The sequence below is a fragment of the Mesorhizobium sp. CA15 genome (assembly GCF_020165215.1).
Taxonomy (GTDB): Bacteria; Pseudomonadota; Alphaproteobacteria; order Rhizobiales; family Rhizobiaceae; genus Mesorhizobium.
The window spans coordinates 17341-40012 of the sequence record NZ_JAIUHQ010000012.1 but is presented as its reverse complement, the minus strand read 5'-3'; the positions used below and the strand labels follow the sequence as shown (position 1 = coordinate 40012).

General features: G+C 64.2%; 24 protein-coding genes, 1 tRNA gene and 1 pseudogene. 14 read left to right on the top strand and 12 right to left on the bottom strand.

The window, feature by feature from the left end; genetic code table 11:
• Positions 1-29: 29 nt before the first annotated feature.
• Positions 30-893, bottom strand: coding sequence for an alpha/beta fold hydrolase (locus tag LB515_RS19110; RefSeq protein WP_224708628.1), 864 nt, complete (start codon positions 891-893; stop codon positions 30-32).
• A gap of 232 nt (positions 894-1125) precedes the next feature.
• Complete coding sequence (locus LB515_RS19105) at positions 1126-1314, bottom strand: hypothetical protein (protein ID WP_224708627.1); 189 nt, start codon at positions 1312-1314, stop codon at positions 1126-1128.
• 258 nt (positions 1315-1572) lie between these two features.
• On the opposite strand from LB515_RS19105, the gene LB515_RS19100 reads away from it, so the two are divergent.
• The 3 genes from LB515_RS19100 to LB515_RS19090 all read left to right on the top strand — a co-directional run bounded on the left by LB515_RS19100 (position 1573) and on the right by LB515_RS19090 (position 3308).
• The gene (locus LB515_RS19100) at positions 1573-2001 is read left to right on the top strand and encodes a CBS domain-containing protein (protein WP_224708626.1); all 429 of its coding nucleotides are present in this window, start codon (positions 1573-1575) and stop codon (positions 1999-2001) included.
• 350 nt (positions 2002-2351) lie between these two features.
• Entirely contained in the window at positions 2352-2789 is a 438-nt protein-coding gene (locus LB515_RS19095) for a DUF2267 domain-containing protein (protein ID WP_095768073.1), read from the top strand.
• A 48-nt stretch (positions 2790-2837) separates the two neighbouring features.
• Positions 2838-3308 (top strand): YbhB/YbcL family Raf kinase inhibitor-like protein, encoded by a 471-nt coding sequence (locus LB515_RS19090; RefSeq protein ID WP_224708625.1) that lies wholly within the window; start codon positions 2838-2840, stop codon positions 3306-3308.
• A gap of 39 nt (positions 3309-3347) precedes the next feature.
• Here LB515_RS19090 and LB515_RS19085 read toward each other — a convergent pair whose 3' ends face one another.
• From LB515_RS19085 to LB515_RS19070, 4 genes are all read right to left on the bottom strand, one after another.
• Positions 3348-4823: an FAD-dependent oxidoreductase gene (locus LB515_RS19085; RefSeq protein ID WP_224708699.1), complete on the bottom strand. Its 1476-nt coding sequence runs from the start codon at positions 4821-4823 to the stop codon at positions 3348-3350.
• Position 4824: 1 nt separating this feature from the next.
• Complete coding sequence (locus LB515_RS19080) at positions 4825-5814, bottom strand: hypothetical protein (RefSeq protein WP_224708624.1); 990 nt, start codon at positions 5812-5814, stop codon at positions 4825-4827.
• Between the two features lie 394 nt (positions 5815-6208).
• Positions 6209-6285, bottom strand: a tRNA-Arg gene (locus LB515_RS19075).
• A gap of 252 nt (positions 6286-6537) precedes the next feature.
• Positions 6538-7461 carry a DUF1003 domain-containing protein gene (locus LB515_RS19070; protein ID WP_224609617.1) on the bottom strand — a complete coding sequence of 308 codons (924 nt, stop codon included), beginning with the start codon at positions 7459-7461 and terminating at the stop codon, positions 6538-6540.
• A gap of 457 nt (positions 7462-7918) precedes the next feature.
• Between LB515_RS19070 and LB515_RS19065 the strand changes: the two genes are divergently transcribed.
• Positions 7919-8368: a universal stress protein gene (locus tag LB515_RS19065; protein WP_224629609.1), complete on the top strand. Its 450-nt coding sequence runs from the start codon at positions 7919-7921 to the stop codon at positions 8366-8368.
• A gap of 205 nt (positions 8369-8573) precedes the next feature.
• Here LB515_RS19065 and LB515_RS19060 read toward each other — a convergent pair.
• A pseudogene (locus tag LB515_RS19060) lies at positions 8574-9422 on the bottom strand (D-alanyl-D-alanine carboxypeptidase family protein); the annotation flags it as partial.
• 276 nt (positions 9423-9698) lie between these two features.
• On the opposite strand from LB515_RS19060, the gene LB515_RS19055 reads away from it, so the two are divergent.
• From LB515_RS19055 to LB515_RS19040, 4 genes are all read left to right on the top strand, one after another.
• The gene (locus LB515_RS19055) at positions 9699-11507 is read left to right on the top strand and encodes a methyl-accepting chemotaxis protein (protein ID WP_224637978.1); all 1809 of its coding nucleotides are present in this window, start codon (positions 9699-9701) and stop codon (positions 11505-11507) included.
• Between the two features lie 241 nt (positions 11508-11748).
• The gene (locus tag LB515_RS19050; RefSeq protein WP_224708622.1) at positions 11749-12855 is read left to right on the top strand and encodes a hypothetical protein; all 1107 of its coding nucleotides are present in this window, start codon (positions 11749-11751) and stop codon (positions 12853-12855) included.
• A gap of 370 nt (positions 12856-13225) precedes the next feature.
• Positions 13226-13852 carry a nucleoside triphosphate hydrolase gene (locus LB515_RS19045; RefSeq protein ID WP_140843669.1) on the top strand — a complete coding sequence of 209 codons (627 nt, stop codon included), beginning with the start codon at positions 13226-13228 and terminating at the stop codon, positions 13850-13852.
• Between the two features lie 150 nt (positions 13853-14002).
• Positions 14003-14323 (top strand): hypothetical protein, encoded by a 321-nt coding sequence (locus tag LB515_RS19040; protein ID WP_224708621.1) that lies wholly within the window; start codon positions 14003-14005, stop codon positions 14321-14323.
• Positions 14324-14742: 419 nt separating this feature from the next.
• Here LB515_RS19040 and LB515_RS19035 read toward each other — a convergent pair whose 3' ends face one another.
• The 3 genes from LB515_RS19035 to LB515_RS19025 form a co-directional block, all read right to left on the bottom strand.
• Positions 14743-15447, bottom strand: a complete 705-nt coding sequence (locus LB515_RS19035) for a glutathione S-transferase family protein (RefSeq protein WP_224525761.1) — start codon at positions 15445-15447, stop codon at positions 14743-14745.
• Positions 15448-15580: 133 nt separating this feature from the next.
• On the bottom strand, positions 15581-16789 hold the full coding sequence (locus LB515_RS19030; protein ID WP_224708620.1) for a beta-ketoacyl-[acyl-carrier-protein] synthase family protein: 1209 nt from the start codon (positions 16787-16789) through the stop codon (positions 15581-15583).
• Between the two features lie 4 nt (positions 16790-16793).
• Entirely contained in the window at positions 16794-17048 is a 255-nt protein-coding gene (locus LB515_RS19025) for an acyl carrier protein (protein ID WP_041003067.1), read from the bottom strand.
• 203 nt (positions 17049-17251) lie between these two features.
• Here LB515_RS19025 and LB515_RS19020 point away from each other — a divergent pair, with 203 nt between their 5' ends.
• From LB515_RS19020 to LB515_RS19000, 5 genes are read left to right on the top strand one after another with little or no spacing between them, the layout of a single operon-like run.
• A complete protein-coding gene (locus tag LB515_RS19020; RefSeq protein WP_224708619.1) occupies positions 17252-18133 on the top strand; it encodes an urease accessory protein UreD in 882 nt (293 codons plus the stop codon).
• Positions 18134-18154: 21 nt separating this feature from the next.
• On the top strand, positions 18155-18457 hold the full coding sequence (locus LB515_RS19015) for an urease subunit gamma (RefSeq protein ID WP_224708618.1): 303 nt from the start codon (positions 18155-18157) through the stop codon (positions 18455-18457).
• Positions 18458-18469: 12 nt separating this feature from the next.
• A complete protein-coding gene (locus LB515_RS19010) occupies positions 18470-18724 on the top strand; it encodes a DUF1272 domain-containing protein (RefSeq protein ID WP_140756795.1) in 255 nt (84 codons plus the stop codon).
• Positions 18725-18749: 25 nt separating this feature from the next.
• Positions 18750-19343, top strand: coding sequence for a HupE/UreJ family protein (locus LB515_RS19005; protein ID WP_224708617.1), 594 nt, complete (start codon positions 18750-18752; stop codon positions 19341-19343).
• Between the two features lie 7 nt (positions 19344-19350).
• Positions 19351-19656, top strand: coding sequence for an urease subunit beta (locus LB515_RS19000; protein WP_224546641.1), 306 nt, complete (start codon positions 19351-19353; stop codon positions 19654-19656).
• A gap of 20 nt (positions 19657-19676) precedes the next feature.
• Here the strand turns inward: LB515_RS19000 and LB515_RS18995 are convergent, their stop codons facing one another.
• Both LB515_RS18995 and LB515_RS18990 read right to left on the bottom strand, forming a co-directional pair.
• Complete coding sequence (locus LB515_RS18995) at positions 19677-20162, bottom strand: hypothetical protein (protein ID WP_140843683.1); 486 nt, start codon at positions 20160-20162, stop codon at positions 19677-19679.
• Between the two features lie 159 nt (positions 20163-20321).
• Entirely contained in the window at positions 20322-20708 is a 387-nt protein-coding gene (locus LB515_RS18990; RefSeq protein ID WP_224708616.1) for a hypothetical protein, read from the bottom strand.
• A gap of 167 nt (positions 20709-20875) precedes the next feature.
• On the opposite strand from LB515_RS18990, the gene ureC reads away from it, so the two are divergent.
• The gene (ureC, locus tag LB515_RS18985) at positions 20876-22588 is read left to right on the top strand and encodes an urease subunit alpha (RefSeq protein ID WP_411969154.1); all 1713 of its coding nucleotides are present in this window, start codon (positions 20876-20878) and stop codon (positions 22586-22588) included.
• Positions 22589-22672 lie beyond the last annotated feature (84 nt).

Sequence of the window (22672 nt, the reverse complement as noted above, 5' to 3'; positions counted from 1 at the left end):
CCTTCGAACGATGACGAAGAGGGTGCCGCTCAACGATTGCTATTATGCGCTGCTGCCGACAGTCCCGAACCTGACGCGTGCTGATGCCAGACGTCGAGCACCGCGGCAACGATTGCTTCGGGCGCGTCTTCCTGGACGAGGTGCTTGGCGTTGGCGATAACCGTGAATGACGCGTTTGGAATACGCCTCGCGAGTTCCTCCCCATCCTTCAGCGGGATGAACTCGTCTTCAGCGCCCCACAGGATCGTCACTGGGCAGCGAATCTCGCCATAGCGCCATTCGACCTCTTCGCTGTATTTGTCGTCCATTTGAGCGATCTGGCGCCAGAACGCCTTCTGCCCCTCTTCCTCAAGCCAGGGATCGAGATAGAGCCGCATCTCCTCCTCAGCCAAAGTGCGCTTGACCGCCGCGCTGATATACGCGCGCAGCATGGCCTCATGGACATAGGCGGGCAGTCTCGCGAACACCTCTCCATGCGCTTTCGCCGCTTGCACCAGCGCTGAACCCTGCGGGCTGATCGCGACCGGGTCGATCAATATGAGGCTGCGGTAGTCGACACCGTCAAGCAAATGCGCACGCAGCGCCACCGAGCCACCGAAGTCATGCGCCACGATATCGGGCTGCTCGGCACCCCAATGGTTTACGAGTGCCGCGAACAGGCTGTTCTGAGTGCCGTGCAGGACGTCGCCCTCGGGCTTGGTCGAGCGTCCATAGCCGAGCATGTCGTAGTAGAAGACCCGTCGATGCCGCACGAGCCATGGCACGATCCGCCGCCATTCGAGCGAAGAGAATGGCGAGCCATGCATGACGACCGCGGGCGGCCCTTCGCCAATGACGCCCCAGGCGATCTCATCACCGTTGAAGTCGAACCGCTCGGGCAACTGCCAATCCATGGCTTTTCTCCTGATCAGATTTCCACTGGGATCGAAATCACTCGTGCTAGCCAGGTAGAATCCGGATTACGGCCGTGAACAACGAATGCACGCAGCGCATTCCCCAGCCCGTGCTCGACTGGCACCTTAAGACAGCATCTGCAGACATCCGGCGGCCATGCATGGGAAATGACCGATGCCATTCACGGGCCGGTGCAAATGATCCCGGGACCGGTGATCCAAGCCCCGACTGTCAGAACCTCGACGCCGATCTGTCCGAAATCAGATGGCGCAAGAACCATTGAGCCGCGAGATCCGCGACTTCGTCCAAGGTGCCGGGAGGCAGCGCCAATACGATGACGTCGTCGCGCCCGGCAAAGCGAACGAGTTCCCCGGCCAGTCGCCGTCCGGCCTCGCGGCGATCTGTAAAGATGGCAGCCATGACCTTCGATCCCCGTGCATCTGTTTTCCCGGTGCATATCCTTTCAGCCTGCGGCCACTCTCGTGAGATGACCGCGGCACCGGTATCATTTTGGAACTCGCTCGCTGTCTCGACGTTCCAGGAATAGTTTCGATCGCGAGGGAGGCGCGTTGGCGCGCGGATCGAGCAGACCGCGATCCGTGCTCCGGGCGCTTGGCGATCTCCGATGCGCAGCAGGAGGCGGTTTGGCGCCTCAGCAATCAGAGAGAGGAACATCCCATGCAAGTTCAGGAGATCATGTGCCGTCGGACCGAACTGGTCGGCCCGAACACGACGATCAGGGATGCCGCCAGGAAAATGCGGGCCGACAATCTCGGCGCCCTTCCGGTCGGCGAGAATGACAGGTTGGTCGGCATGGTGACAGACCGCGACATTGTGATGCGCGGCGTCGCCGAGGAGCGCTCAGCCGGCAACACGACCGTTCGCGAGGTCATGTCTGAGCATGTCCATTGGTGCTTCGATGACGTCGATATCACCGATGCGGCGAAGATCATGGCAAAGCATCAGGTGCGTCGTCTTCCGGTGATCAACCGTGACAAGCGTCTCGTCGGCGTCATTGCTCTGGCTGACCTCGGGCGGACCGATGAGGAAGCCGCCAAGATCGCCCTCGAAGGCATTTCCGAGGCGACGGACGATCCCCGGCGTTAGAGCAATTCCAGGAAAAGTGCGTAGCGGTTTTCGCTCCGGAATTGCTTAAAACCAAAACTTGGAGCGGTTTGGGGATTCCGTGAAACGCTGAACCGCTCTAAACGCTCGCCTGAGCGGTTGCTGGCATGCGTTCTCCTCCGTCGGGGCTGAACGTCCCCTGCTCAGGCAGCCTTCAGTTGGCCACTATCGCGCTTTGACGTCTATGCGGCGTGTCTTGTCCTTGCAGCGGGGTTCTTCGGAAGCTCGACAGCCGACAGGAATGCGCATCGGGACATGCCATCGCGGAACAACGGCCCAGCACGCCTGTTTGGTCAATCCACCTAGTCGGATTTGAACGGAAGGAGATTTCGATGAACGCCACCGGACTCGACGTATTCGACAAGACACTGCAGACCACAAACATCTGGCTCGACGAGATCATGGACGAGATTGGACCGGATCGGCAGGTCGCCTGGCACGTTCTCGGAGCGGTGCTGCACGCCCTGCGCGACCGTATACAGCCGGATCTTGCAGCCCACCTCGGCTCGCAATTGCCGATTCTGGTTCGTGGCGCCTTCTATGACCGATATCAGCCCTCCAAAGCTCCCGAGAAGGTGCGGTCGCTCGACGAGTTTCTAGCCAAGATCAAGGCGGAGCTAGAGCTCATCCGCCCGCTCGATTCCGAGGATGCATTCAGGGCCGTGTCCAAGGTGCTTGCCCATCATGTCGAAGAAGGACAGATGCACAAGGTCTGGGACTCCCTGCCAGGAGAGATCAGACGGGTCGCCGAAGCTCAGCAAGCGGCGTGAACGGCGCCGGCGCGGGTTTCTCGGTCGCAATCTCCTGGGGAAATAGCAATGCCACTCACCCTTATCAGCCCGGCGTTCCCGGCAGGCGGAAAAATTCCCGAAAAGTACGCGCGCGACGGCCAGAACGTCTCGCCGCCGCTGAAGTGGTCCGGTGTTCCTGACGGTACCAAGAGCCTTGTTCTAGTCGTGCAGGATCCCGATGCGCCAAGCGGGACGTTCGGGCACTGGGCGGTCTTCAATATACCGCCGGATGCCGGCGGACTTGCCGAAGCCGAAGATGGCAAGCCCGGTCCGTCGGCACTCAGGCAAGGCACCAACGATTTCGGCAATGCCAATTACGATGGACCGCAGCCGCCTGCGGGGCATGGCGTCCACCATTACCACTTTCGGCTGGCCGCGCTCGATGTACCGAGCCTCGGCGTACCGGGACAGGCGGGCGTGCATCAAATCTGGAAGCAAGCCCAGAAACACGCATTGCAGGAGACGGAGTTGGTCGGAACCTACGAACGGCCAGCATGAGGCCGGCGGCATTGGTCGCCGCCTTCACAACTGCCGCTTTCACAATGCAATCTGGGCAAGCGGTTTTCGGGCGGGGCCGTGGATGACCGAGCCGTCGGCGGCAAAGATCGAGCCGTGGCAGGGACAATCCCAGGTGCGGTCGGCATTGTTCCAGGATACGGTGCAGCCTTTGTGGGTGCAGGTCGCCGAAACCGCCCGGAGTGCTCCTTCGGTGTCTCTCCACGCCGCAATCTTTTCGTCTCCCCTGACGATCACGCCACCCATGCCAGGCGCGATATCGTGCGTGCTCGAGACGATCGATTGACTGCGGCCATTCTTGTGGAAGTCCTCGGGAGAGGGCCGCGCCGGATCGTAGAGTTTTTGCCATCGGCTTGGGCGGCCGCAGATCAGGTCGGCGATCATCGTGCCCGCAACCGTTCCGTTGGTGATGCCCCAGGCGTTGAAACCCGTGGCAATGTGGAAGCCGGCCGCCTTGGTGGGATCGGGTTCGCCGGCGTATGGGATCCTGTCGGCCGTGTCATAGTCCTCATTGCACCAGCGCCACGCAACGTCACCGACGGGAAGGTTCTTTCTCGCCCATTTTTCCAGTTCGATGAACCGCCGCGCCACGTCGCCATCCCAGCCAGTGTTGAATTTGGGGCCGAGCGCGACCAGCAGTGGACCTTCGGCATCACGGCCCGTGCGAATGGAATGCGTCGGATCGTCGATGCCGATAAACATGCCGTCGACAGGGCGGGGATCATCGATCCGAAAGGCCATGGCGGTGTGGCAGCGCGGTTGCGTCCGGTTCGCCATGCCGACGGGACTCTTCACCGTCATGTTGGTGGCCACGATGACGTCCCCGGCATCAACGGCGCCGCCATCGGTGACGACGCGCCAGCGGCTTGCCTCGTCGATCGAGGTGGCGCGGCTGTTTTCGAAGATACGACCACCATGGGCTGTCACCGCTGCCGCCAAGCCAATCAGATACATCGTTGGATTGAACTGCGCCTGGTCGGGAAACCGTAATGCTGCGGTCGTTTCGAAAGGCAGCGGCGCGCGATCGAGGAGATCGGCCTCCAGTCCGACCTGGCGCGCGGCCTCCGCCTCGGCCACGACCTCCGCGCGCCGGCTTTCACTGCACGTGTAGGTATAGGCGTCCTTGCTCTCGAGATCGCAGGCGATGGCGTGGTTGTTGACCCAATCGCGGATTTGTTGCGCGCCAGCGGAATTCGCGTCGGCGTAATCCTGGGCCAACTCCAGGCCGACAGTGTCGATGAGATGACGATAGATCAGCGCATGCTGCGTGGTGATCTTGGCCGTCGAGCGGCCGGTGACCTGGCCGCCTGTACGCAGGCCTTCGAGGACGACCACCGATCGGCCCGCCTCGCAAAGGCGAAGCGCCGTCGTCAGGCCGACAATTCCAGCCCCCACGACAACGGCGTCCGCACGGAGCGAACCTTCGAGCCGGGGAAAGTCGGTGGCGGTGGCTGCCGCAACCCAACAGCTTCCCGGCTGTCCTAAGAGAATGGCCATTTCAACCGCGTCCCTCGCGTCTCGATGCGCTTCCATCGACAACCGGGCCGGCGGAGGAACGTTCCCGGGGTTCGTCGCTTTCAATCGATCCCTCGCCACCCCTGGCTAGAAAAGCACCGGGAAGGTGCGAGGTGCAGGCCATCACCCAAGTGATCGCCTCGCGGTCGTATTCGTCGCCCGAGCGCCAGTCCTCGAAGAAGGCGTTCAGCCTGTCGATACGCCCCGGCCAGATACCGGCGGCCTGCAGGCCGAGTGAAACACCGTAATTGGTGAAGGCGAACTTGGTATCGCCCAGCCATGGGGCGCGGCTGAAATAGCCGGGCGGGTCGACCCACATCGTTTCCAGGGTTCGCAGCGAACGCCTCGTCTGCGCCTCTGCCCACGGCTCATCGGGAAAGAAATGGGCGAGCCACAGCATCATGCCCAGGCCGAGGTCCTGCTCGATGTCGAGGGTGCGCCAATCCCGCTCCATCAGGTCGCGCATTTGCGCGATCTCGACCGCCAGCGCGTCCTCACCGAGCATCCGGTAAGAGACGTAGCCGTCATAGGCATCCATGCTGCCGAGACCGTAGCCAGGATATGGGCTGCTCAGATCCTCCTGCATCTTCCAGATCACGCCGCGGCCGGGGATCACAAAGGCTGGGTGAATGTCACGCGCCAGGGCAATGCCGCGCTTGCGGTATTCCGGCTTCAGATCGCCGAGACGCGCCAAGGCGAATAGCCACATCGCCAGATAATGGAAATACTGGCCGTCGCGATCCGCCGCCTCGCCGATCCTCAATCCGCGCTGGCGGCCGAGCACACGCTCGACATCGGCCACCAGCCGGTCGGCCGCGCCCAGCCAGCGCTCTTCGCCAGTTTCTGTGTAGAGCGAGACATAGAGCACGACGCCGAATGCATCGGTCCAAAGATACCGCAAGCCGTTGGGCCAGATGCCTTCGGCGCGCAGCCAATCGAGTTTTCGCAGGACATAGTCGACGTCATGCAACATTGAGCCAAAGTCCTAAAACTGGCGGAACTGGCCGGTATTCGGCACCGCGCGACTGCGAGCATGCCGAATTTCGAGCTCTCCTCGGTCCGTTGATCTGGCCAGATATCGCGAAACGATCTGATCGGCGGCGGGTTCCTTGGCCGCTTTGGCCGGCGCGACCGGATATCCTCGTCCTGATCACGAGTTTCGGGTCCAGGCACTCATAGCGGGATGTGCGAGGTTGCCAGGCGTTTCGGGCGTTTCGCTCGGGGAGGCAAAGTTGCGACGCCGCCAAATCCGAATTGAGGCTGGCGAAGCCGCAGCCGAGCGCGGTTCTCAGCGCTTACGCCGCTCAACCCCGAACGACTTCAGCTAAGCAAGCCTAGTGCTAACTACCTGTTATGCAATGAGAAATTGGCGCACCCGACAAGATTCGAACTTGTGACCTCTGCCTTCGGAGGGCAGCGCTCTATCCAGCTGAGCTACGGGTGCTTCCCGGGAAAACGAACCGGCCGGTGAGCCGGCCAGCCACGGCTTCATAGCGGAAGCCGGCCGTGGCTTCAACGGCCAATTGGCGATTGTGCGGCGGCCTGAGACGGGTTGATTGTTTCACCGATAGCTATCGGACATGGCGCTCCCTCGACGTCGCGGCTTCGCCGAGCCCACCGTTTCGGAGCAAACCGCGGGTCTCGCCGCCCTTCGGACCTCCGTTTTTTGGGCGCGAGGAACCCAAGCTCTTGGGTCTCACCCCTCCGCCTCCACCTTCGCCACCCTCCTTCTCACCGCCCTTGTCGCCCGCTTCTGTTTCTTTGCACCCGCCAGCTCGTGCATCGCATCCAGCTGCATCTGCTGCATTTCGGCCAGCCGCTGCCATTGGCGCGAGATCAAATAGTCGAGCTTTTCGTGCAGATGGCGCACTTCGAGCTCGGCTTTCAGGTTCACCCGGTAGTCGTTGAAGGAGCGCAGCCGGTCTTTGGCTTCCTGCCGCTTCTGGCTCATCATGATCACCGGCGCCTGGATGGCGGCAATGCAGGAGAGCAGAAGGTTGAGCAGGATGAACGGGTAGGGATCGAAGGCGTGCGCCAGGCCGGCGATCAGGTTGACGCCGATCCAGACCAGAAGCACGGTGCCGAACGAAATCAGGAACCACCAGCTGCCGCCGAACTCGGCCATCGTGTCGGAGACGCGGTCGGCGAACGAGCGGTGCTCCTCGAACTCCTCTTCCGAGTTTTCCGAGATCGTGTCTTGTCTCGCGATCGATTCAACCACCTGGCGGTCGAGCTCGGAGAACTCGCCGTGCTCCTGCTGCAGCAATTCCTCCATGTAGCGCATGCGGTAGCGGCCGAGCTCCTCGCGGCTGATGCGGGCGCCGCGCGGCAGGTCGGGATGGTCGGAGCGGATGCGGTCGGCAAGGCTGGGCCGCAGGTCGTCGATCCGCACCAGGTCGCGCTTGCGGAATTTCCGACCGCTGATCGCCGAGGGTTTTTTCTTCGGCTTGATCCGGCCGGGCACATGCGGTTCGGAATCCGGCACTTCCGGCGCTTCGAGGATCTCGTCGGCTCCGTGCTGGGCATCCTCCAACACGGTTTCCGCCTCGAGATATTCGCCGGCGACGTCGTTCTCGTTGTCCGCCTGCTTCTGCGCGGCTGCCTTCGGGTCGCTGGCCATGGTCGGTGCTCCTGTTCGAGGCTTTGCGATACGATACGCCAAGCCGGCGCGGCATATCCATGGTCAGTATGAATCTCGTGTGACAGAACAAGTTCTTGTGATTGGGAGGAGGTGGCTGCGGGGTTGCCCGGTTCGCATAGGGCCGCGCCCGCCCCTCATCCGGCCGCTACGCGGCCATCTTCTCCCGTCTGGGAGAAGAGACTGGCGCCCACGCCGGCCATCTCCTCTCCTCTCGAGGAGAGGTCAGCCGAGCGAAGCGGAGGCTGGGTGAGGGGGAGCGCCGTCGGCAATTTCTCATCTCCCCTGGCGCAATCGTCTTCGCCGCCTGGCCTTGATCCGGATCAAGCTGGCCCCTGTGGCGGGCCTGATAGGCTGACTATATCGACATCAGGCCTGACCGTTCAGGCTCCCGCCACCTGGGCCGCGCGCAGCGCCCCGCAAATGAGGGATCGCCACCATGTACAAGACAATCCTGATTGCCACCGACGGTTCGGAACTCGCCCAAAAGGGCGTCGCCCACGGGCTTGAGCTGGCCAAGGGGCTCGGCGCCACTGTCGTCTTCGTCACCGTCTCCGAGCCGTTCCCGACGCTGGCCTGGGGCGGCGCCATGGCCGGCTATGTCGCCGCCGACGAGCTCACCAATTACCAGGAAAGCGCGCGCAAATTTGCCCGCGAGCTGCTCGACAAATGCAAGGCCGAGGCGGATGCGAAGGGCATCGGTTCGAAAACCCTGCACATCGAGAACCGCACCCCCGCCGAGGCGATCCTCGAGGTGGCTACCGCGGAGGCCTGCGACCTGATCGTCATGGCCTCACATGGCCGCCGCGGGCTGGGGCGCCTTGTGCTGGGCAGCCAGACGGCGGAGGTGGTGTCGCTGACGCAGATCCCGGTGCTGGTGGTTCGGTAGGTCCTAGGACGGCGAGGCGCTGGACGTCGAGCGCGCCATACTACTGCGCCGGCAGCAGAGGCGAACTGGGCGACGCCAGATCCGGCGACGGCAGATCCGACGCCGGCTGGCCCGGCAGCGTCGATGCAGGCGTCGCCTGATTCGGCTTGGACAGCCCTGGCAAAGCCGAATCCGGCGGCACCATGCCGGGCAGGGGCGAAGCCGGCTGCTGCCCGGAATACATCAGCCTGGGCTGGCCGGCATCGGCTGTCGTCGGCCCCAGGCTTCGCTGGATCAGCGCTTCGACATGGTTGTTGCGCTGGCGCGCGCTGTCGGCGCCCATCACCACCACGATCAGATGCCTGCCGTCGGCATTGTAGGAGGTGACGATGTTGTAGCCGGAGGCACGAATGTATCCGGTCTTGATGCCGTCGACGCCGCGCACGCGGCCCAGCATGTCATTGTGGCCGCGCACCAGCCGGCCGCGGAACATGAAGTCGCTTTCGGAGAAATAGTGGAAATGCTGCGGAAAGCGCTTTTCCAGCGCCATGCCCAGCACCGCCATGTCGCGCGCCGTGGTCACCTGGCCGTCGTCGGGCAGGCCGCATGCATTGCGGAAATTGGTGGCGGTCATGCCGAGCTGGCGCGCCTTGGCGGTCATCATGGCGGCGAACTGGTCCTCCGAGCCGCCGCCCAGATACTCGCCCACCGCCACCGCCACATCGTTCGCCGACTTCACCACCATGGCACGTATGGCGGAATCGACGTCGATCGTCTCGCCGCGCCGGAAGCGCAGCTTCGTCGGGGGTTGCGAGGCGGCGTGGTCGGAAACCGGAATCTGCGTCTGCTTGGTGACGCGGCCGGACTCCAGCGCCTCGAACAGCATGTAGAGCGTCATCATCTTGGTCAGCGAGGCGGGATAGCGCTGCGACCTCGAGTTCACCTCGAACAAGGTCTTGCCGGTCGAGGCATCGACCACGATCGCCGCATATTTCTGCGGCTGCGCCGGCACGGCAAGCACGCTTTCAGGCGGCGCGGCCGTGGTGCAGCCGGCCACCAGCAGGAGCAGGGCCATCGCAGCGATGAGTTTTTGGAGGATGAGGAAGGGACGGGGCAAGACGGTTCTAAAGCTGTTGCTGAGATGCGGCGAAGCTAACGTACCGCATATGCCGCGTCCAATGGGTTAACGGCGGCAATAAGGCATTTGCCCAGGTTTTCGGGGTGCGCGCTGCGGGGGAGATCGGATGCTGCTTGGCTTTCGCCAATCGCCGGCCACCTGCTTACCCCCGTTTTGCCTTCCGCCCCACCTTTCCGTTAATATGCGCGCGGCTTGGCTTTGGGGGAATCGGCAATGTCGGAAATCGCCACGGGTACGACCTCGCTTCTGCGGGCATCGCTCAGCCGCACCGGCAAATGGGCGGCGAGCTTCGCCTTTGTCAGCGGCGCGATTGGCGACGTGCTCAACCCGCTCGGACCCTTCGCCGCCTATATCGCGCTCGGCGCCGCGGTCGCGGCGTTGATCATCGCCATCGCCATGGTGCTGCGCCTGGTGCTGGCGGCAAAAGCAATGCCGGCGCTGATCTTCGCCACCAGCGCGGCGGCAATCGCCGGCGGCGTCTACGGCATCCAGCAGCAAACGAATTCGCAGAACGGCGTGATCGCCAGCCTCGTGCCGGCGGTGGCCGAGCTGCAGCAGTCGCTGGGCATCGTCTCGCAGAAAGTGGCGAAGATCGAAAAGACCGTCACAGAGACGCAGAAGACCGTCGAAGCGGTCAAGAAGTCCACCGACACGGTAGCGAAGACGACCGAAGAGATCGCGCTGACGCAGACCAGGCAGACCCAACAGGGCACCGAGACGCAGAAGACCGTGGAGGCGGTCAAGCAGACCACCGACACTTTGGCCGCAGGCCAGCAACGGCAGCAGGCGCAGGTGGAAAAGCTGCAGGCGACCACCGAGCAGATCGCCGCTTCTATCGACACCATCGCCAAGGGCTTTGCGCAGCTTGCGGCGCAGGGCGGAACGATAGCCGATCCGAAGCGCCCGGACGAATTCTATCATAATGCCCGCGTCTATGAGCTGGCCGGCGACATGCTCAACGCCCGCCGTTCCTATCTTGGTTTTGCCGGCTTCGATGTCGATGCGATCGACCCCTATACGCGCTTTGCCACGCTGCTCAGGGTCCAGGACGGCAAGGCGGGCGCCCGCGAAGTGTTGGGTTCTCTGGCGGAAAAGGCCAGGGCGCCGTCGATTAAGCTCGTCCATCTGTTGCAGTTCGACGATGTCCAGCGGCTCGACAAGCTCAACGCCTTCATCGCCGCCAACCCGGATTACGTGCCGGCTTACTTTCTCCTGGCGCAGGAGTTTTCGGAAGACCGCCTGGGCAGCCAGACGCTGGCCGACAAGCGCAGCGAGGCGACCGCGCTGACCAAGTTCGTTTCCTACGAGAAGGATGGCGGCCTGCTCAAATATTTCGTCGATCAGACCCAACTGGCCGACTGGCTCGACCGCAGCCGCGCCCGGCTGACGGCATTGGGCGACGTGCTCGACCCGTCGCGCTTCGTGCCGACGCTGACGCCGACGCGCTCCAACGCCGGCTGGTCGATGACGATCTCGCTGCCCGAGCCGGCGACGGCGATTTCGTGGCGGCTCGGCGCCAATGGCCCGTTCACCGAGACCGGCATGCTGGCGATGAACGACCAGCGCACCGGCAAGCCGATGCCCAATCCGAGCTTCGAATTGCCGGACAGCACCGCGGCGACCAATATCGGCATCAGATATCTCGACATCCGCGGTCGTGAGACCGGCCCGTTCGACATCCGCTTCGATCCGGATTCGGCGCTCCAGCAGGGCAACAAGCAGATCCTCGACCAGTTCTGGACGTCGTGGATCGCCTTCGACGCAGGCGGCAATCGCGGCCTGGTCTATTTCACCCAGATGCTCTCCTTCCGCTGCGCCATCAGGCAAGTGCATTACAGCCTGAACGGAACTGCGCTCGACAAGGAGATCAAGATGCCACCCTGCGACGCCAAGGACCCTTATGCGATTCCTTCCGACTACCAGCCCTACCTCAAGATCAAGGACGACGTGAAATCGATGGCGGTGCAGGTGACCTATACCGATGGCACCAAGTCGCCGGTCAGGGAGTATAAAAGGCAGTAGGGTCGTTTTCAGCGTGGCGCTGTTCCCCTCTCCTTGCGATTTTTTATCGCGCGTGAAGCGGCGACCTATCCTTCGTCATTCTAGGGTCTGCGCGCGTCGCTTCGCTCCTTGCTTCGCCCTAGAATGACGAAGGATAGGTTGGCGGGGGCGAAAAAGCCTGATGCAAATTGCCAGCCATCACGCTTGCGTATCCGGTGCTGGACAGGCTTTGCTGCCGCGAGAAAAGATTCGGGAAGCATTCATGGACATGCTCACCATCGGCGCAAAGGGCATCTCGGTTTCGCTCGATCTTGCCGTCGGTCACATCAGTGCCATGGAGGTCGAGGCCGAAGGCCGCCTCCTGAAGCCCCTGCACCGCGCGCCCTGGGTCGGCTCGCCGCGCGAGAGCCTGCCGGAAACCCTGCCCGAAGGCACGGTGCGGCTCTCAGGCGATTTCCTCTGCGCGCCTTTCTCCACCAGCGACGTCGAGACCGCGCCCCTGCATGGCTGGCCGGCCAACAGCGAGTGGGACGTCGTCGACAACGGCGCGGTTCCCGGCGGCTGGCGCGCCGTCTTCCGGCTGCGCCGCAAGGTCATGGGCGCCACTGTCGACAAGGTCTTCACGCTGCGCGATGGCCATCCTTTCCTCTACCAGGAGCACGTCTTTTCCGGCGGCGCCGGCGCGATTTCCGTCGCCCATCATCCGATGACGGCGATGACGGGCGGCGGTCGGCTCGCCTTCTCTGCGAAGCGCATGGCCGTCACGCCGCCGATGCCGCCGGAGCCCGATCCGGCGCGCGGCCGCTTCATGCTGGCCTATCCGGCTCGCGCCGCCGACCTCACAAAATTCCCGCTTACCGCCGGCGGCACAACCGACCTTACCGACTACCGCATGGAGGACAGGCGCGAGGATTTCATCACCCTGGTCGAGGCGGATCACGGCGGCCCGGGCTGGACGGCGATTGCCCGGCGCGCCGAGCAGGATCTGGTTCTGGTGCTGAAGAACCCGGCCGAGCTGCCGGTCACCATGCTGTGGTTCTCGAATGGCGGCCGCGACTACGCGCCCTGGAGCGGCCGTCACGTCGGCGTGCTCGGCATCGAGGACGGCCGCACGGCCGTCGGCCACGCCGCTTCGCTCGGCGACAACTGGTTGAAGCATGAAGGCGTGGCCACAGTCTTTGCACTCGCCGAGGGGCGGTCGGTGTCGTTTCGTCATGTCATCGGTGGGGTTCCGTCCGCGGACGTGGAGCCGCCGAGCGGCTTGGAATCGGCGCCTGACCGCCTGCGTGTCCTCGCTGCCGGCGGGGCAGCGCGGGAGGTGCCGTTCGACGGCGGGTTCCTGCGCATCGGCCGCTCGGTTCCTGCGTAGTTGGGGCAGTGCGTCTAGAAATTCGTCATTCCGGGCGGGCCTCTAAGGAAGGACGGTTACGTTGCTCTGCGACGCCGAGTTCCGTCACACCCCCCTCTGGCCTGCCGGCCATCTCCCGCAAGGGGGGAGATTAGACGTCGCCACCGCTTTCGCCAATCGCCTGCGTTGAAGGAAGAGCGCGGTCGACGGAACCGCCAATCTCCCCCCTTCCGGCAGGACAGAGGGGGGTGCTGTCCCGCCGGCGTTTTGGATTTCTGCATGAACCGGCAGCATGCGACTGCCAGGCTGCAGTCTAAACGACGTCCTAAGGTTTGAATTTTCCGCCGACACCCGCCAAGATGTCGGCTGAACCGCAGCCGGAAAGCCGCCGATGTCCGAGATCGCCCATATCACAGCCGCCATCTTCAAGCGCGCCGGCGGAGCCAGGCGCTTCGTTGTCGCCATCGCCGGTCCGCCCGGCTCCGGCAAGTCGACGCTGTCCGCTGCATTGCATGAGCTGCTGCCGGAAGGCACATCCGAAGTAGTACCGATGGACGGCTTTCATTATGACGACATCATTCTCAACCGCCGCGGCCTGCGCCCCCGCAAGGGCGCGCCGGAAACGTTCGATTTCGCCGGTTTCGAGACGCTCTTGAAGCGCATCCGCTCCGGCGAACCCGATATCGCGATTCCCGTGTTCGACCGCAGCATGGAACTGTCGCGCGCGGCGGCCGAAATCGTCGGCACCGACACCAAGTTCATCCTGGTCGAGGGCAACTATCTGCTGCTCGACGAGGAGCCGTGGTCGCGGCTGGCGCCTTTGTTCGATTTCACCATCTTCGTCGACGTGCCGCGGGCCGAGCTCGAAAGCCGCCTGATGGAGCGCTGGCGCGAACATGGCAAGTCCGACGAGGACGCCCGCGCATGGATCGCCTCCAACGACATGCCCAACATCGAGCGGGTGCTGGCGCGGCGCCGGCCTGCCGACATGGTCGTTGGTTCCTTGGTTATTGGTTAACCTGCTCAATTTTCAATAGTTTTGGGCGGGAACCTTAAGGTTTTCGCGCCGTTATGACCTTATCCCGAATTGTCCGGCGCCGGAGCAATTCCAGGAAGGCGGTGGATGCTTTCCCTCCGAAACTGCGACCGAGAATGCAGGAGCCGTCAGATGGCAACGAACAGCAGAAAAACCGCGCCCAAAAAGGCCAGGGCCAGCCAATCCAGGACGACGCAAGCCCAAGCCGGCGCCGCGGCGGCCGAACGATCGAAGGACGCCAAGCCGACCTTCGGTAAGGCAGCGCCGAAGAAAGTGACGCCCGGCGCGGCCCACAAGGTCGCGGCCAAGAGCGCGAAACATGCCAAGTCGCCGGCAAGCAAATCGGGGCCGATCCGCACCGTGGCCAGCGTCGCCACAGGAGCGGTCGTCGCCACCGCGCGGCTCGCGGCTTCCGTGTTCGGTCGCGGTGGTGCCAAGGCCAAGGCGAAGTAGCCCCTTTACGCGATTCCGGACGGCGAAGTCGCCGAGCCGGACCTTCGCGATTGGCCACCACGACAGCACGGTCGTCATTCTAGGGCGGAGCAAGGAGCGAAGCGACGCGCGCAGACCCTAGAATCCATGCCGTGACGCTAAGGCCTTGCTGCGGTTACAGAATTCTGCACGGTTGCACTCTACGGCAAGGGCCACGGCATGGATACTCGGGTCAAGCCCGAGTATGACGACGACACGGGGGTCCGGCTAATCTCCAACGCAGGCGCTAGCCGCGCCCGCTTAGCCACCGCCACCTTCAGCCAAAGCGCCTTTTCCGAGGTCGAACCAGCCCGGCATGGGCCGCGCGATCAACCTCGGTCAAGCGCGCCCGCAGGGCTTTTTTTTGTTGCGCCCACCGCTGCACGTTTCCCGAAGCTACTTCAGCCCTTCGCCGGGATGGTCAGGCCCCTCTTCACCGCAGGCCGTGCCAGGCCGCGCTCCAGCCATTCGGCAACGGTCGGGAAATCGTCGAAACCGACCAGGTCGCGCGCCTCGTAGAACCCGATCAGGTTGCGCACCCAGCCCAGCATCGACACATCGGCGATGGTATAGTCGTCGTCCATGATCCACTTGCGGCCCTTCAGGCGCGTTTCGAGCACGCCGATCAGCCGCCGCGACTCGTCGCGGTAGCGCTCCAGCGGCCGCTTGTCGGCAATTTCGCGCCCGGCGAATTTGTGGAAGAAGCCGACCTGCCCGAAGATCGGGCCGATCGCCGCCATCTGGAAGAACACCCATTGGATCGCCTCGTAGCGGCGCGCCGGATCGGCGGGAATGAGCTTGCCGGTCTTGTCGGCCAGATAGAGCAGGATGGCGCCGGACTCGAACAAGCCGATCGGCTTGCCGCCCGGACCGTCCGGATCGATGATCGCCGGTATCTTGCCGTTCGGATTGAGCGACAGGAATTCCGGCGTCCAACTCTCATTCTTGCCGATATCGACATAATGCGGCTCATAGGGCAGGCCGATCTCCTCCAGCGCGATCGACGCCTTCACGCCATTGGGCGTCGTGGCGGAATAAAGCTGCAGGCGCTCGGGGTGCTTGGCCGGCCAGCGCTTGGCGATCGGAAAGGCGGACAGGTCGGTCATCGCAAACTCCGGATGCGGATCGGCGGCGGGCGGCGCTCATGGCGGGTCAGGGAGAATTAGGATCCCGGCCGACCGGGATCAATACACCGGCAAGCGGCTTGGCATGGACACACAGTCAACCAGTGGGCCGCGGTCAAACCGTCTTGAAGGCCAGCACCGCATTGGTTCCGCCGAAGGCGAAACTGTTGCTGAGCGCCGCGCGCACCCTGCGCTCGCGCGCCATGTTCGGCGTCACGTCGAGATCGCATTCGGGGTCCGGCTCGCGGTAATTGGCGGTCGGCGGCACGATGCCGTCGCGGATCGCCATCACGCAGGCGATCATCTCCAGTCCGCCCGAAGCGCCGAGGCAATGCGCATGCATCGACTTCGTCGACGACACCGAAAGCGAACGGGCATGCTCGCCGAAGACGCGCTTGATCGCCGCTGTCTCGATCTGGTCGTTGGCCTTGGTACCGGTGCCGTGCGCGTTGAGATAGTCGACATCTTCCGGATTGAGCCCGGCATCCGCCAAGCAGAAACGCATGGCCGCTTCCGGTCCCTCGACGGTCGGCGCGACGATGTCGGAGGCATCGGCCGAAAGCCCGACGCCGGCGATCTCGGCCAGAATCGTGGCGCCGCGCGCCATCGCGTGATCGTAGCTTTCGAGCACCGCCATGCCGGCACCTTCGCCGAGCACCAGGCCGGCGCGATCGGCCGAGAACGGCCGGCAAGTGTCGGGCGAAAGCACCCTGAGCGCCTCCCAGCCCTTCAGCACGCCCCACACCAGCGGCGCTTCGGTGCCGCCGGCGACCATCACGTCGGCGCGGCCGAGCCTGATCTGGTCGACCGCCGAGGAAATCGCGTGGTTGGCCGACGAGCAGGCCGAGGTGGCGCCGAAAACAGGGCCGCGCAACCCGAGATTCATGCTGACCTGGCCGGCGGCCGCGCCCGGCATCACTTTCGGCACGGTGAAGATGGCGGCGCGGTTGCGCCCTTCGAGCAGGATGGCGCGGTAGTTCTCCTCGATCGTCTCGAAGCCCGCGACGCCGATGCCGACGATTGCGCCCATCCGGTAGGTGTTGTCGGCATGCGCGGTCAAGCCCGATTGCTGCATGGCTTCCCGCGCCGCGATCACGGCCAGCAGGCTGAAGCGGTCCATCGACACGACCTGCTTGCGGTCGATGCCATGGTCCGGCAATTGCTTGATTTCGCAGCCGGTCTTGACCTTGAGGTCATGCAGCGACGGATTGTCGATAGGGCCGATGGCCGAGCGGCCGGCGCGCATGGCGTCCCATATCGCCGCCGCATCGTTGCCGAGCCCGCAAATCCCGCCAATACCGGTGATGACGACGCGTTTTTGCATGCAGTCAGGCTTTTTTCGCGATCAGTTCGCGAACCGCCTCGACCATGTCGCCGACGTTCTTGAGGTTGCTCCAGGCATCGACCGTGTTCATCTCGATCTCGATGCCGTACTTTTCCTCGAGATCGAAGATGATCTCGGTCAGCTCCAGCGAATGGATGCCGAGCGTGCCGAGATCGGTGCTGGCGGTGATTTCCTCGCCGCCGGTATCGGCATGCGCCTTGATCTTTTCGATGATCTCGGTCGTCAGCTGGTCAGCCATTCGGTTCCTTCCCTGTCGTTGCCCGACGCCAACTGATCAGCGCCTCTTTTTTGATCCCCGGACCCAACAAACGCCGTTGCCCTTACCTCGCCAGGCACCGCGCGACCGCTCCAAGGTGGCTTCCCTCTATAGAAACCGAAACGATGTCAAGCAACAAGCGATATCGACAAAGCCGCCGGAGTGCTTAACCTGGGATCATGGACATGATCGGCAACACTTTGACATCCCAGCCTGCCTCGCCTTTGGCCGCCCCTCCCTTGCCTGCCGCGCAACGCGTTGCCGGCCTAGGCAGGCTTTTCTGCGGCAAGAGCGGCGGCCGGACGCGCCTGCGGCGGCTCTATCAGGACGGATCGGCCAAGATCCGCCTGCCGGCGGTGCAAGGCGATCCGCTCGAGGCGGTGCTGATCAACACCGCCGGCGGGCTGACCGGCGGCGATCGCCTCGGCTGGACAGTCGAGGTCGGCGCCGACGCCTCCGCCGCCGTCACCACCCAGGCCTGCGAGAAGATTTATCGTGCCGCCGCCGACAGGGCCGAGACAAGCGTCAACCTGCGGGTCGGTCCGGGCGGCCGCATCGCCTGGCTGCCGCAGGAAACTATCGTTTTCGACCGCGCCGCCTTCGCCCGCACGCTGGATGTCGAGCTTGGCGACGATGCCGAGGCACTGGTGCTGGAGGCCGCGCTGTTCGGCCGGCTGGCGATGGGCGAGCGGACAACCAACGGCAGTTTCCATGACCGCTGGCGGGTCCGTCAGGGCGGCGCGCTGATCCATGCGGAGGATTTTCGGCTCGGCCCGGACATCGCCGCAACGCTCCAGCGGCCGGCGGCGACCGGCGGCGCGCTTGCCGTCGCCACATTGCTGCTGGTGTCGCCGCAGGCCGAAAGTCTGCTGGAGCCCGCCCGCGCCATCATCGGCGACCCCGCCATCGGTGGTTGGGGCGGCGCCAGTTTCTGGCGCGTCGGCCGATCTGGCAAGCTTCTTGCGAGGCTCTGTGCCGGCGACGGCTACCAGCTCCGCAAGTGGCTGGTTCCGCTCGTCGAACTGCTCAATGGGCGGGCGGGCCTGCCTAAATTGTGGTCACTCTGATTTCGATTGCCGGGAAGTTGCATGAACCTGACGCCGCGTGAAAAAGACAAGCTGCTGATCGCCATGGCGGCGATGGTGGCGCGCAAGCGGCTGGAGCGCGGCGTCAAGCTCAACCATCCCGAAGCCATCGCCTTGATCACCGACTTCGTCGTCGAAGGCGCGCGCGACGGCCGCCCGGTCGCGGAACTGATGGAGGCGGGTGCGCATGTCGTCACCCGCGCCCAGGTCATGGACGGCATCGCCGAGATGATCCACGACGTCCAGGTCGAGGCGACATTTCCCGACGGCACCAAGCTGGTGACCGTGCATGAACCGGTCCGGTGAGGAGGAAGACAGATGCTGGAGCTCAGGCCGAATTGCGAATGCTGCGACAAGGATCTGCCGCCGGAAGCGACCGATGCGCTGATCTGCACCTTCGAATGCACCTTCTGCGCCGACTGCGTGGACAATGTGCTGGGTGGCGTCTGCCCCAATTGCGGCGGCAATTTCGCGCCGCGGCCGATCCGGCCGGCGGCCAAGCTGACGAAATATCCGCCGTCGACCAGGCGCGTGCTCAAGGCCGAAGGCTGCGGTCCGCGCAAGGCCGCTTGACCGGTTCAATTGGAAGGGCAGAAAGATGATCCCCGCTTCGACGAAACGTGCCACGCTTGCCGCGATCCTTTTCCTGGCAGCCGCCATGCCGGCCTATGCCCATGTCGGCATCGCCACGTCCTCGTCCTTCGCCGCCGGTTTCGCGCACCCGCTGTCCGGTCTCGACCACATGACGGTCATGATCGCCGTCGGCCTGTGGGCGGCGCTGAAGGGCGGCAAGGCTATCTGGGCCTGGCCGCTGGCCTTTGTCGGCGTGATGCTGGCCGGCGGCGCGCTCGGTATGCTGCATGTGCCGATGCCTTTCGTCGAGCCCGGCATCCTCGCTTCCGTGGTGACGCTTGGCCTGCTGGTGGCACTGGCGATTGACCTGCCGGTCTCGACCGGGATCGCGGTCATCGGTCTGTTCGCGCTGTTCCATGGTCACGCCCACGGCACGGAAGTGCCCGAAAACGCCGGCGGGCTGGAATACATTGCGGGCTTCGCCGCCGCGACGGCCCTTCTCCATGCCGTGGGCATCGCGGCCGCCCTCAGCCTCGGCATTCGCTTCCGCAGCCTGGCGCGCGCTGCGGGTGCGGCTTGCGCGGCGGCCGGCGTCGGCCTCGCCTTCGGCGTGTTGTGAGGGCGCGATGATCCCCGGCGAAATCATCGCGGCCAAGGGCGAGATCGAGCTCAACAAGGGGCTGCCGACCGTGACGCTCAAGGTCGCCAACAGCGGCGACCGGCCGATCCAGGTCGGCAGCCACTATCATTTCTACGAGACCAATGAGGGCCTGAAATTCGACCGCGAGAGCGCGCGCGGCATGCGGCTCGACATCGCCGCCGGCACCGCGACGCGCTTCGAGCCCGGGCAGGAGCGCGACGTCACGCTGGTGCCGCTGGGCGGCAAGCGCGAGGTCTATGGCTTCCAGCAAAAGGTGATGGGCAAGCTGTGACGTCCGCCGGCGCGCTCACATCACTTCGGAGGCTTGGCGGCGGCATAGATGACGACCTTCCCCGGATTGTCGAACTCTACGGCGAGCACGTCCTCGGCCTGCACGCGCCGCGAATCGATCGCGTTGAAGAGCAGGGCGTTCGCCTCGATCTCCTGGCGCAGTTCGGCGACGTCCTCCTGATGCTGCTTCACCTTGTTCTCTATCGCCGGCGGCGGCCCGCCCTCGCTGCGCGCCGCGTCGGTCAGGAACACGATGTCGACCGTATCGAGCTTGGTTGTCTTTCGCACCGTGCCGATGTTGTCGCGGGTGCGGTCGATGGCAGTGATGACCTTTCCGGCCTCCGTCGAGGAAAGCGCCTCTTCCTGCCGGACATCGGAATCGACGATTGCCGCGGCAGGCCTGTCGTTGTCCAGCGGCTGCGCCGCGGGCGCCGCATGGGGCGCAGCCACGAAAAGCGTGGCGGCAACCGCGGAACTCCATCTTTTAAAACGCGGGGCTTTCGCCATCGCTCGCTCCTGACTGAACTCGTGGCGGGGCGACAACAGCGAAACGGTCCTGCTTGGCCGGAGGTTCCCTTCAAAAGCCGGCAGGCGGACCGTGACGCGGCCCGCATTCCCTTCAAAATATGGCTGGCGGACCGCAAGGCGGCCCGCCTGGGCGTGCAATCAGCTCGTTTTCTTGGTGATCAGCGTCAGCGCGCCATTGGGCTGCATGCTTGCGGCGATCACCTGCGCGGAGCTCATGCCTTTGGCTTCGAGCGCGGATTTGACCTTGGGCGTGGCGTCGATCGACTTGCGCAATGTCTGCAGGCCGGCATCGCCGCGTTGCGCCACGATCTGGTTGACCTGCGTCTGCGTGTCCTTGGGCAGTTCGGTGATGTCGACGACATTGACGCTTTGGATAGCGGGCGCCGCGGGCTGGGCTTTCGGCGCGGCGGGCGCGGCGGGCGCGGTCGGCGCGGGACTGGGCTGCGGCGTCGGCTGCTGCTGGGCATTGGCAGTGCCCGCCATCAACGTAGTGGCGGTTGCGGCGAGAAGAATCGCTTTGAGCATGGATATTCCTTCCATCGGTTTGGCAAACGGTCCTTTTGGGCTGACCGGGGCACCTCAACCGCCAAATGGGAGCGCAAGGTGTCGCCGAGCGGGTCATTGCGTGACCATTGGGTGGCGACAATGTGCACCTCGCGTTCATTCAACCTGAATTTCGGGAGCAATCGCTGATGGCCAGGATAAGCCGTGCCGCCTATGCGCAGATGTATGGACCAACGGTCGGCGACAAGGTGCGGCTTGCCGACACCGAGCTCTTCATTGAGGTGGAGAAGGATCTCACCGTTTACGGCGAGGAAGTAAAATTCGGCGGCGGCAAGGTCATCCGCGACGGCATGGGCCAAAGCCAGGTGACGCGGGCCGGCGGCGCCGTCGATACCGTCATCACCAATGCGCTGGTCGTCGATGCGCTCACCGGCATCGTCAAGGCCGATATCGGCCTGAAGGATGGCCGCATCGCCGCGATCGGCAAGGCCGGCAATCCGGACACGCAGGCCGGCGTCACCATCATCATCGGCCCCGGTACCGAGATCATCGCCGGCGAAGGCAAGATCCTGACGGCCGGCGGATTCGACGCGCATATCCATTTCATCTGCCCGCAGCAGATCGAGGAAGCGCTGATGAGCGGCGTCACCACCATGCTTGGCGGCGGTACCGGCCCGGCGCATGGCACCTTGGCCACCACCTGCACGCCGGGACCCTGGCACATGGCGCGCATGATCCAGTCCTTCGATGCCTTTCCGATGAATATCGGCCTGTCGGGCAAGGGCAATGCGTCAAAGCCGGCGGCGCTTGAAGAGATGGTGCTGGCCGGCGCCTGCTCGCTGAAGCTGCATGAGGACTGGGGCACGACCCCGGCCGCCATCGACTGCTGCCTGTCGGTCGCCGACGACTACGACGTCCAGGTGATGATCCACACCGACACGCTGAATGAATCGGGCTTCGTCGAGAACACGGTGGCGGCCATCAAGGGCCGCACCATCCATGCCTTTCACACCGAGGGCGCCGGCGGCGGCCATGCGCCCGACATCATCAAGATCTGCGGCCTGCCCAACGTCATCCCGTCCTCGACCAATCCGACCAGGCCATACACGGTCAACACGCTCGCCGAGCATCTCGACATGCTGATGGTCTGCCACCATCTGTCGCCGTCGATCCCGGAGGACATCGCCTTTGCCGAAAGCCGCATCCGCAAGGAGACGATCGCCGCCGAGGACATCCTGCACGACATCGGCGCCTTCTCGATCATCTCTTCCGACAGCCAGGCCATGGGCCGGGTCGGCGAGGTGGCGATCCGCTGCTGGCAGACCGCCGACAAGATGAAGCGCCAGCGCGGCGCGCTGCCTGACGAGACCGGCGACAACGACAATTTCCGCGTCCGCCGCTACATCGCCAAATACACGATCAATCCGGCCATCGCGCACGGCCTGTCGAAGGAGATCGGCTCGATCACCGTCGGCAAGCGGGCGGATCTCGTGCTGTGGAACCCGGCCTTCTTCGGCGTCAAGCCGGAGATGGTGCTGGTCGGCGGCTCGATCGCCGCAGCACCCATGGGCGATCCGAACGCCTCGATCCCGACGCCGCAGCCGATGCACTACCGGCCGATGTTCGGCGCCTATGGCAAGGCGCTGACCAACACCTCGGTGACCTTCGTCTCCAAGGCCGCCTTCGACGCCGGCCTGCAGGGCAGGCTGGGCGTCGACAAGGCGATGATCGCGGTCGAGAACACGCGCGGCGGCATCGGCAAGCATTCGATGGTGCTCAACGACGCCACGCCGCATGTCGAGGTCGATCCCGAGACCTACGAAGTGCGCGCCGACGGCGAGCTGTTGACCTGCGAGCCCGCGACCGTGCTGCCTATGGCGCAACGGTATTTCCTGTTTTGACAGGCGGCTGATCGGCGAATGGGCAAATATCGTTGCGGCTCGCGCGCGCAGACCGCAATATGCGGCAAAGCAGCAGCCGCATTG

Bases quoted from the DNA above. Each gene is read 5' to 3' on its own strand.
- LB515_RS18995 (WP_140843683.1), bottom strand. From the start codon at position 20,162: ATGGCGAAAGCCCCGCGTTTTAAAAGATGGAGTTCCGCGGTTGCCGCC.
- LB515_RS19030 (WP_224708620.1), bottom strand. From the start codon at position 16,789: ATGCAAAAACGCGTCGTCATCACCGGTATTGGCGGGATTTGCGGGCTC.
- LB515_RS19110 (WP_224708628.1), bottom strand. From the start codon at position 893: ATGGATTGGCAGTTGCCCGAGCGGTTCGACTTCAACGGTGATGAGATC.
- LB515_RS19035 (WP_224525761.1), bottom strand. From the start codon at position 15,447: ATGACCGACCTGTCCGCCTTTCCGATCGCCAAGCGCTGGCCGGCCAAG.
- LB515_RS19000 (WP_224546641.1), top strand. From the start codon at position 19,351: ATGATCCCCGGCGAAATCATCGCGGCCAAGGGCGAGATCGAGCTCAAC.
- LB515_RS19005 (WP_224708617.1), top strand. From the start codon at position 18,750: ATGATCCCCGCTTCGACGAAACGTGCCACGCTTGCCGCGATCCTTTTC.
- LB515_RS19040 (WP_224708621.1), top strand. From the start codon at position 14,003: ATGGCAACGAACAGCAGAAAAACCGCGCCCAAAAAGGCCAGGGCCAGC.
- LB515_RS19015 (WP_224708618.1), top strand. From the start codon at position 18,155: ATGAACCTGACGCCGCGTGAAAAAGACAAGCTGCTGATCGCCATGGCG.
- LB515_RS19080 (WP_224708624.1), bottom strand. From the start codon at position 5,814: ATGTTGCATGACGTCGACTATGTCCTGCGAAAACTCGATTGGCTGCGC.
- LB515_RS19105 (WP_224708627.1), bottom strand. From the start codon at position 1,314: ATGGCTGCCATCTTTACAGATCGCCGCGAGGCCGGACGGCGACTGGCC.
- LB515_RS18990 (WP_224708616.1), bottom strand. From the start codon at position 20,708: ATGCTCAAAGCGATTCTTCTCGCCGCAACCGCCACTACGTTGATGGCG.
- LB515_RS19095 (WP_095768073.1), top strand. From the start codon at position 2,352: ATGAACGCCACCGGACTCGACGTATTCGACAAGACACTGCAGACCACA.
- LB515_RS19065 (WP_224629609.1), top strand. From the start codon at position 7,919: ATGTACAAGACAATCCTGATTGCCACCGACGGTTCGGAACTCGCCCAA.
- LB515_RS19055 (WP_224637978.1), top strand. From the start codon at position 9,699: ATGTCGGAAATCGCCACGGGTACGACCTCGCTTCTGCGGGCATCGCTC.
- LB515_RS19050 (WP_224708622.1), top strand. From the start codon at position 11,749: ATGGACATGCTCACCATCGGCGCAAAGGGCATCTCGGTTTCGCTCGAT.
- LB515_RS19020 (WP_224708619.1), top strand. From the start codon at position 17,252: ATGATCGGCAACACTTTGACATCCCAGCCTGCCTCGCCTTTGGCCGCC.
- LB515_RS19070 (WP_224609617.1), bottom strand. From the start codon at position 7,461: ATGGCCAGCGACCCGAAGGCAGCCGCGCAGAAGCAGGCGGACAACGAG.
- LB515_RS19085 (WP_224708699.1), bottom strand. From the start codon at position 4,823: ATGGCCATTCTCTTAGGACAGCCGGGAAGCTGTTGGGTTGCGGCAGCC.
- LB515_RS19100 (WP_224708626.1), top strand. From the start codon at position 1,573: ATGCAAGTTCAGGAGATCATGTGCCGTCGGACCGAACTGGTCGGCCCG.
- LB515_RS19045 (WP_140843669.1), top strand. From the start codon at position 13,226: ATGTCCGAGATCGCCCATATCACAGCCGCCATCTTCAAGCGCGCCGGC.
- LB515_RS19090 (WP_224708625.1), top strand. From the start codon at position 2,838: ATGCCACTCACCCTTATCAGCCCGGCGTTCCCGGCAGGCGGAAAAATT.
- ureC (WP_411969154.1), top strand. From the start codon at position 20,876: ATGGCCAGGATAAGCCGTGCCGCCTATGCGCAGATGTATGGACCAACG.
- LB515_RS19010 (WP_140756795.1), top strand. From the start codon at position 18,470: ATGCTGGAGCTCAGGCCGAATTGCGAATGCTGCGACAAGGATCTGCCG.
- LB515_RS19025 (WP_041003067.1), bottom strand. From the start codon at position 17,048: ATGGCTGACCAGCTGACGACCGAGATCATCGAAAAGATCAAGGCGCAT.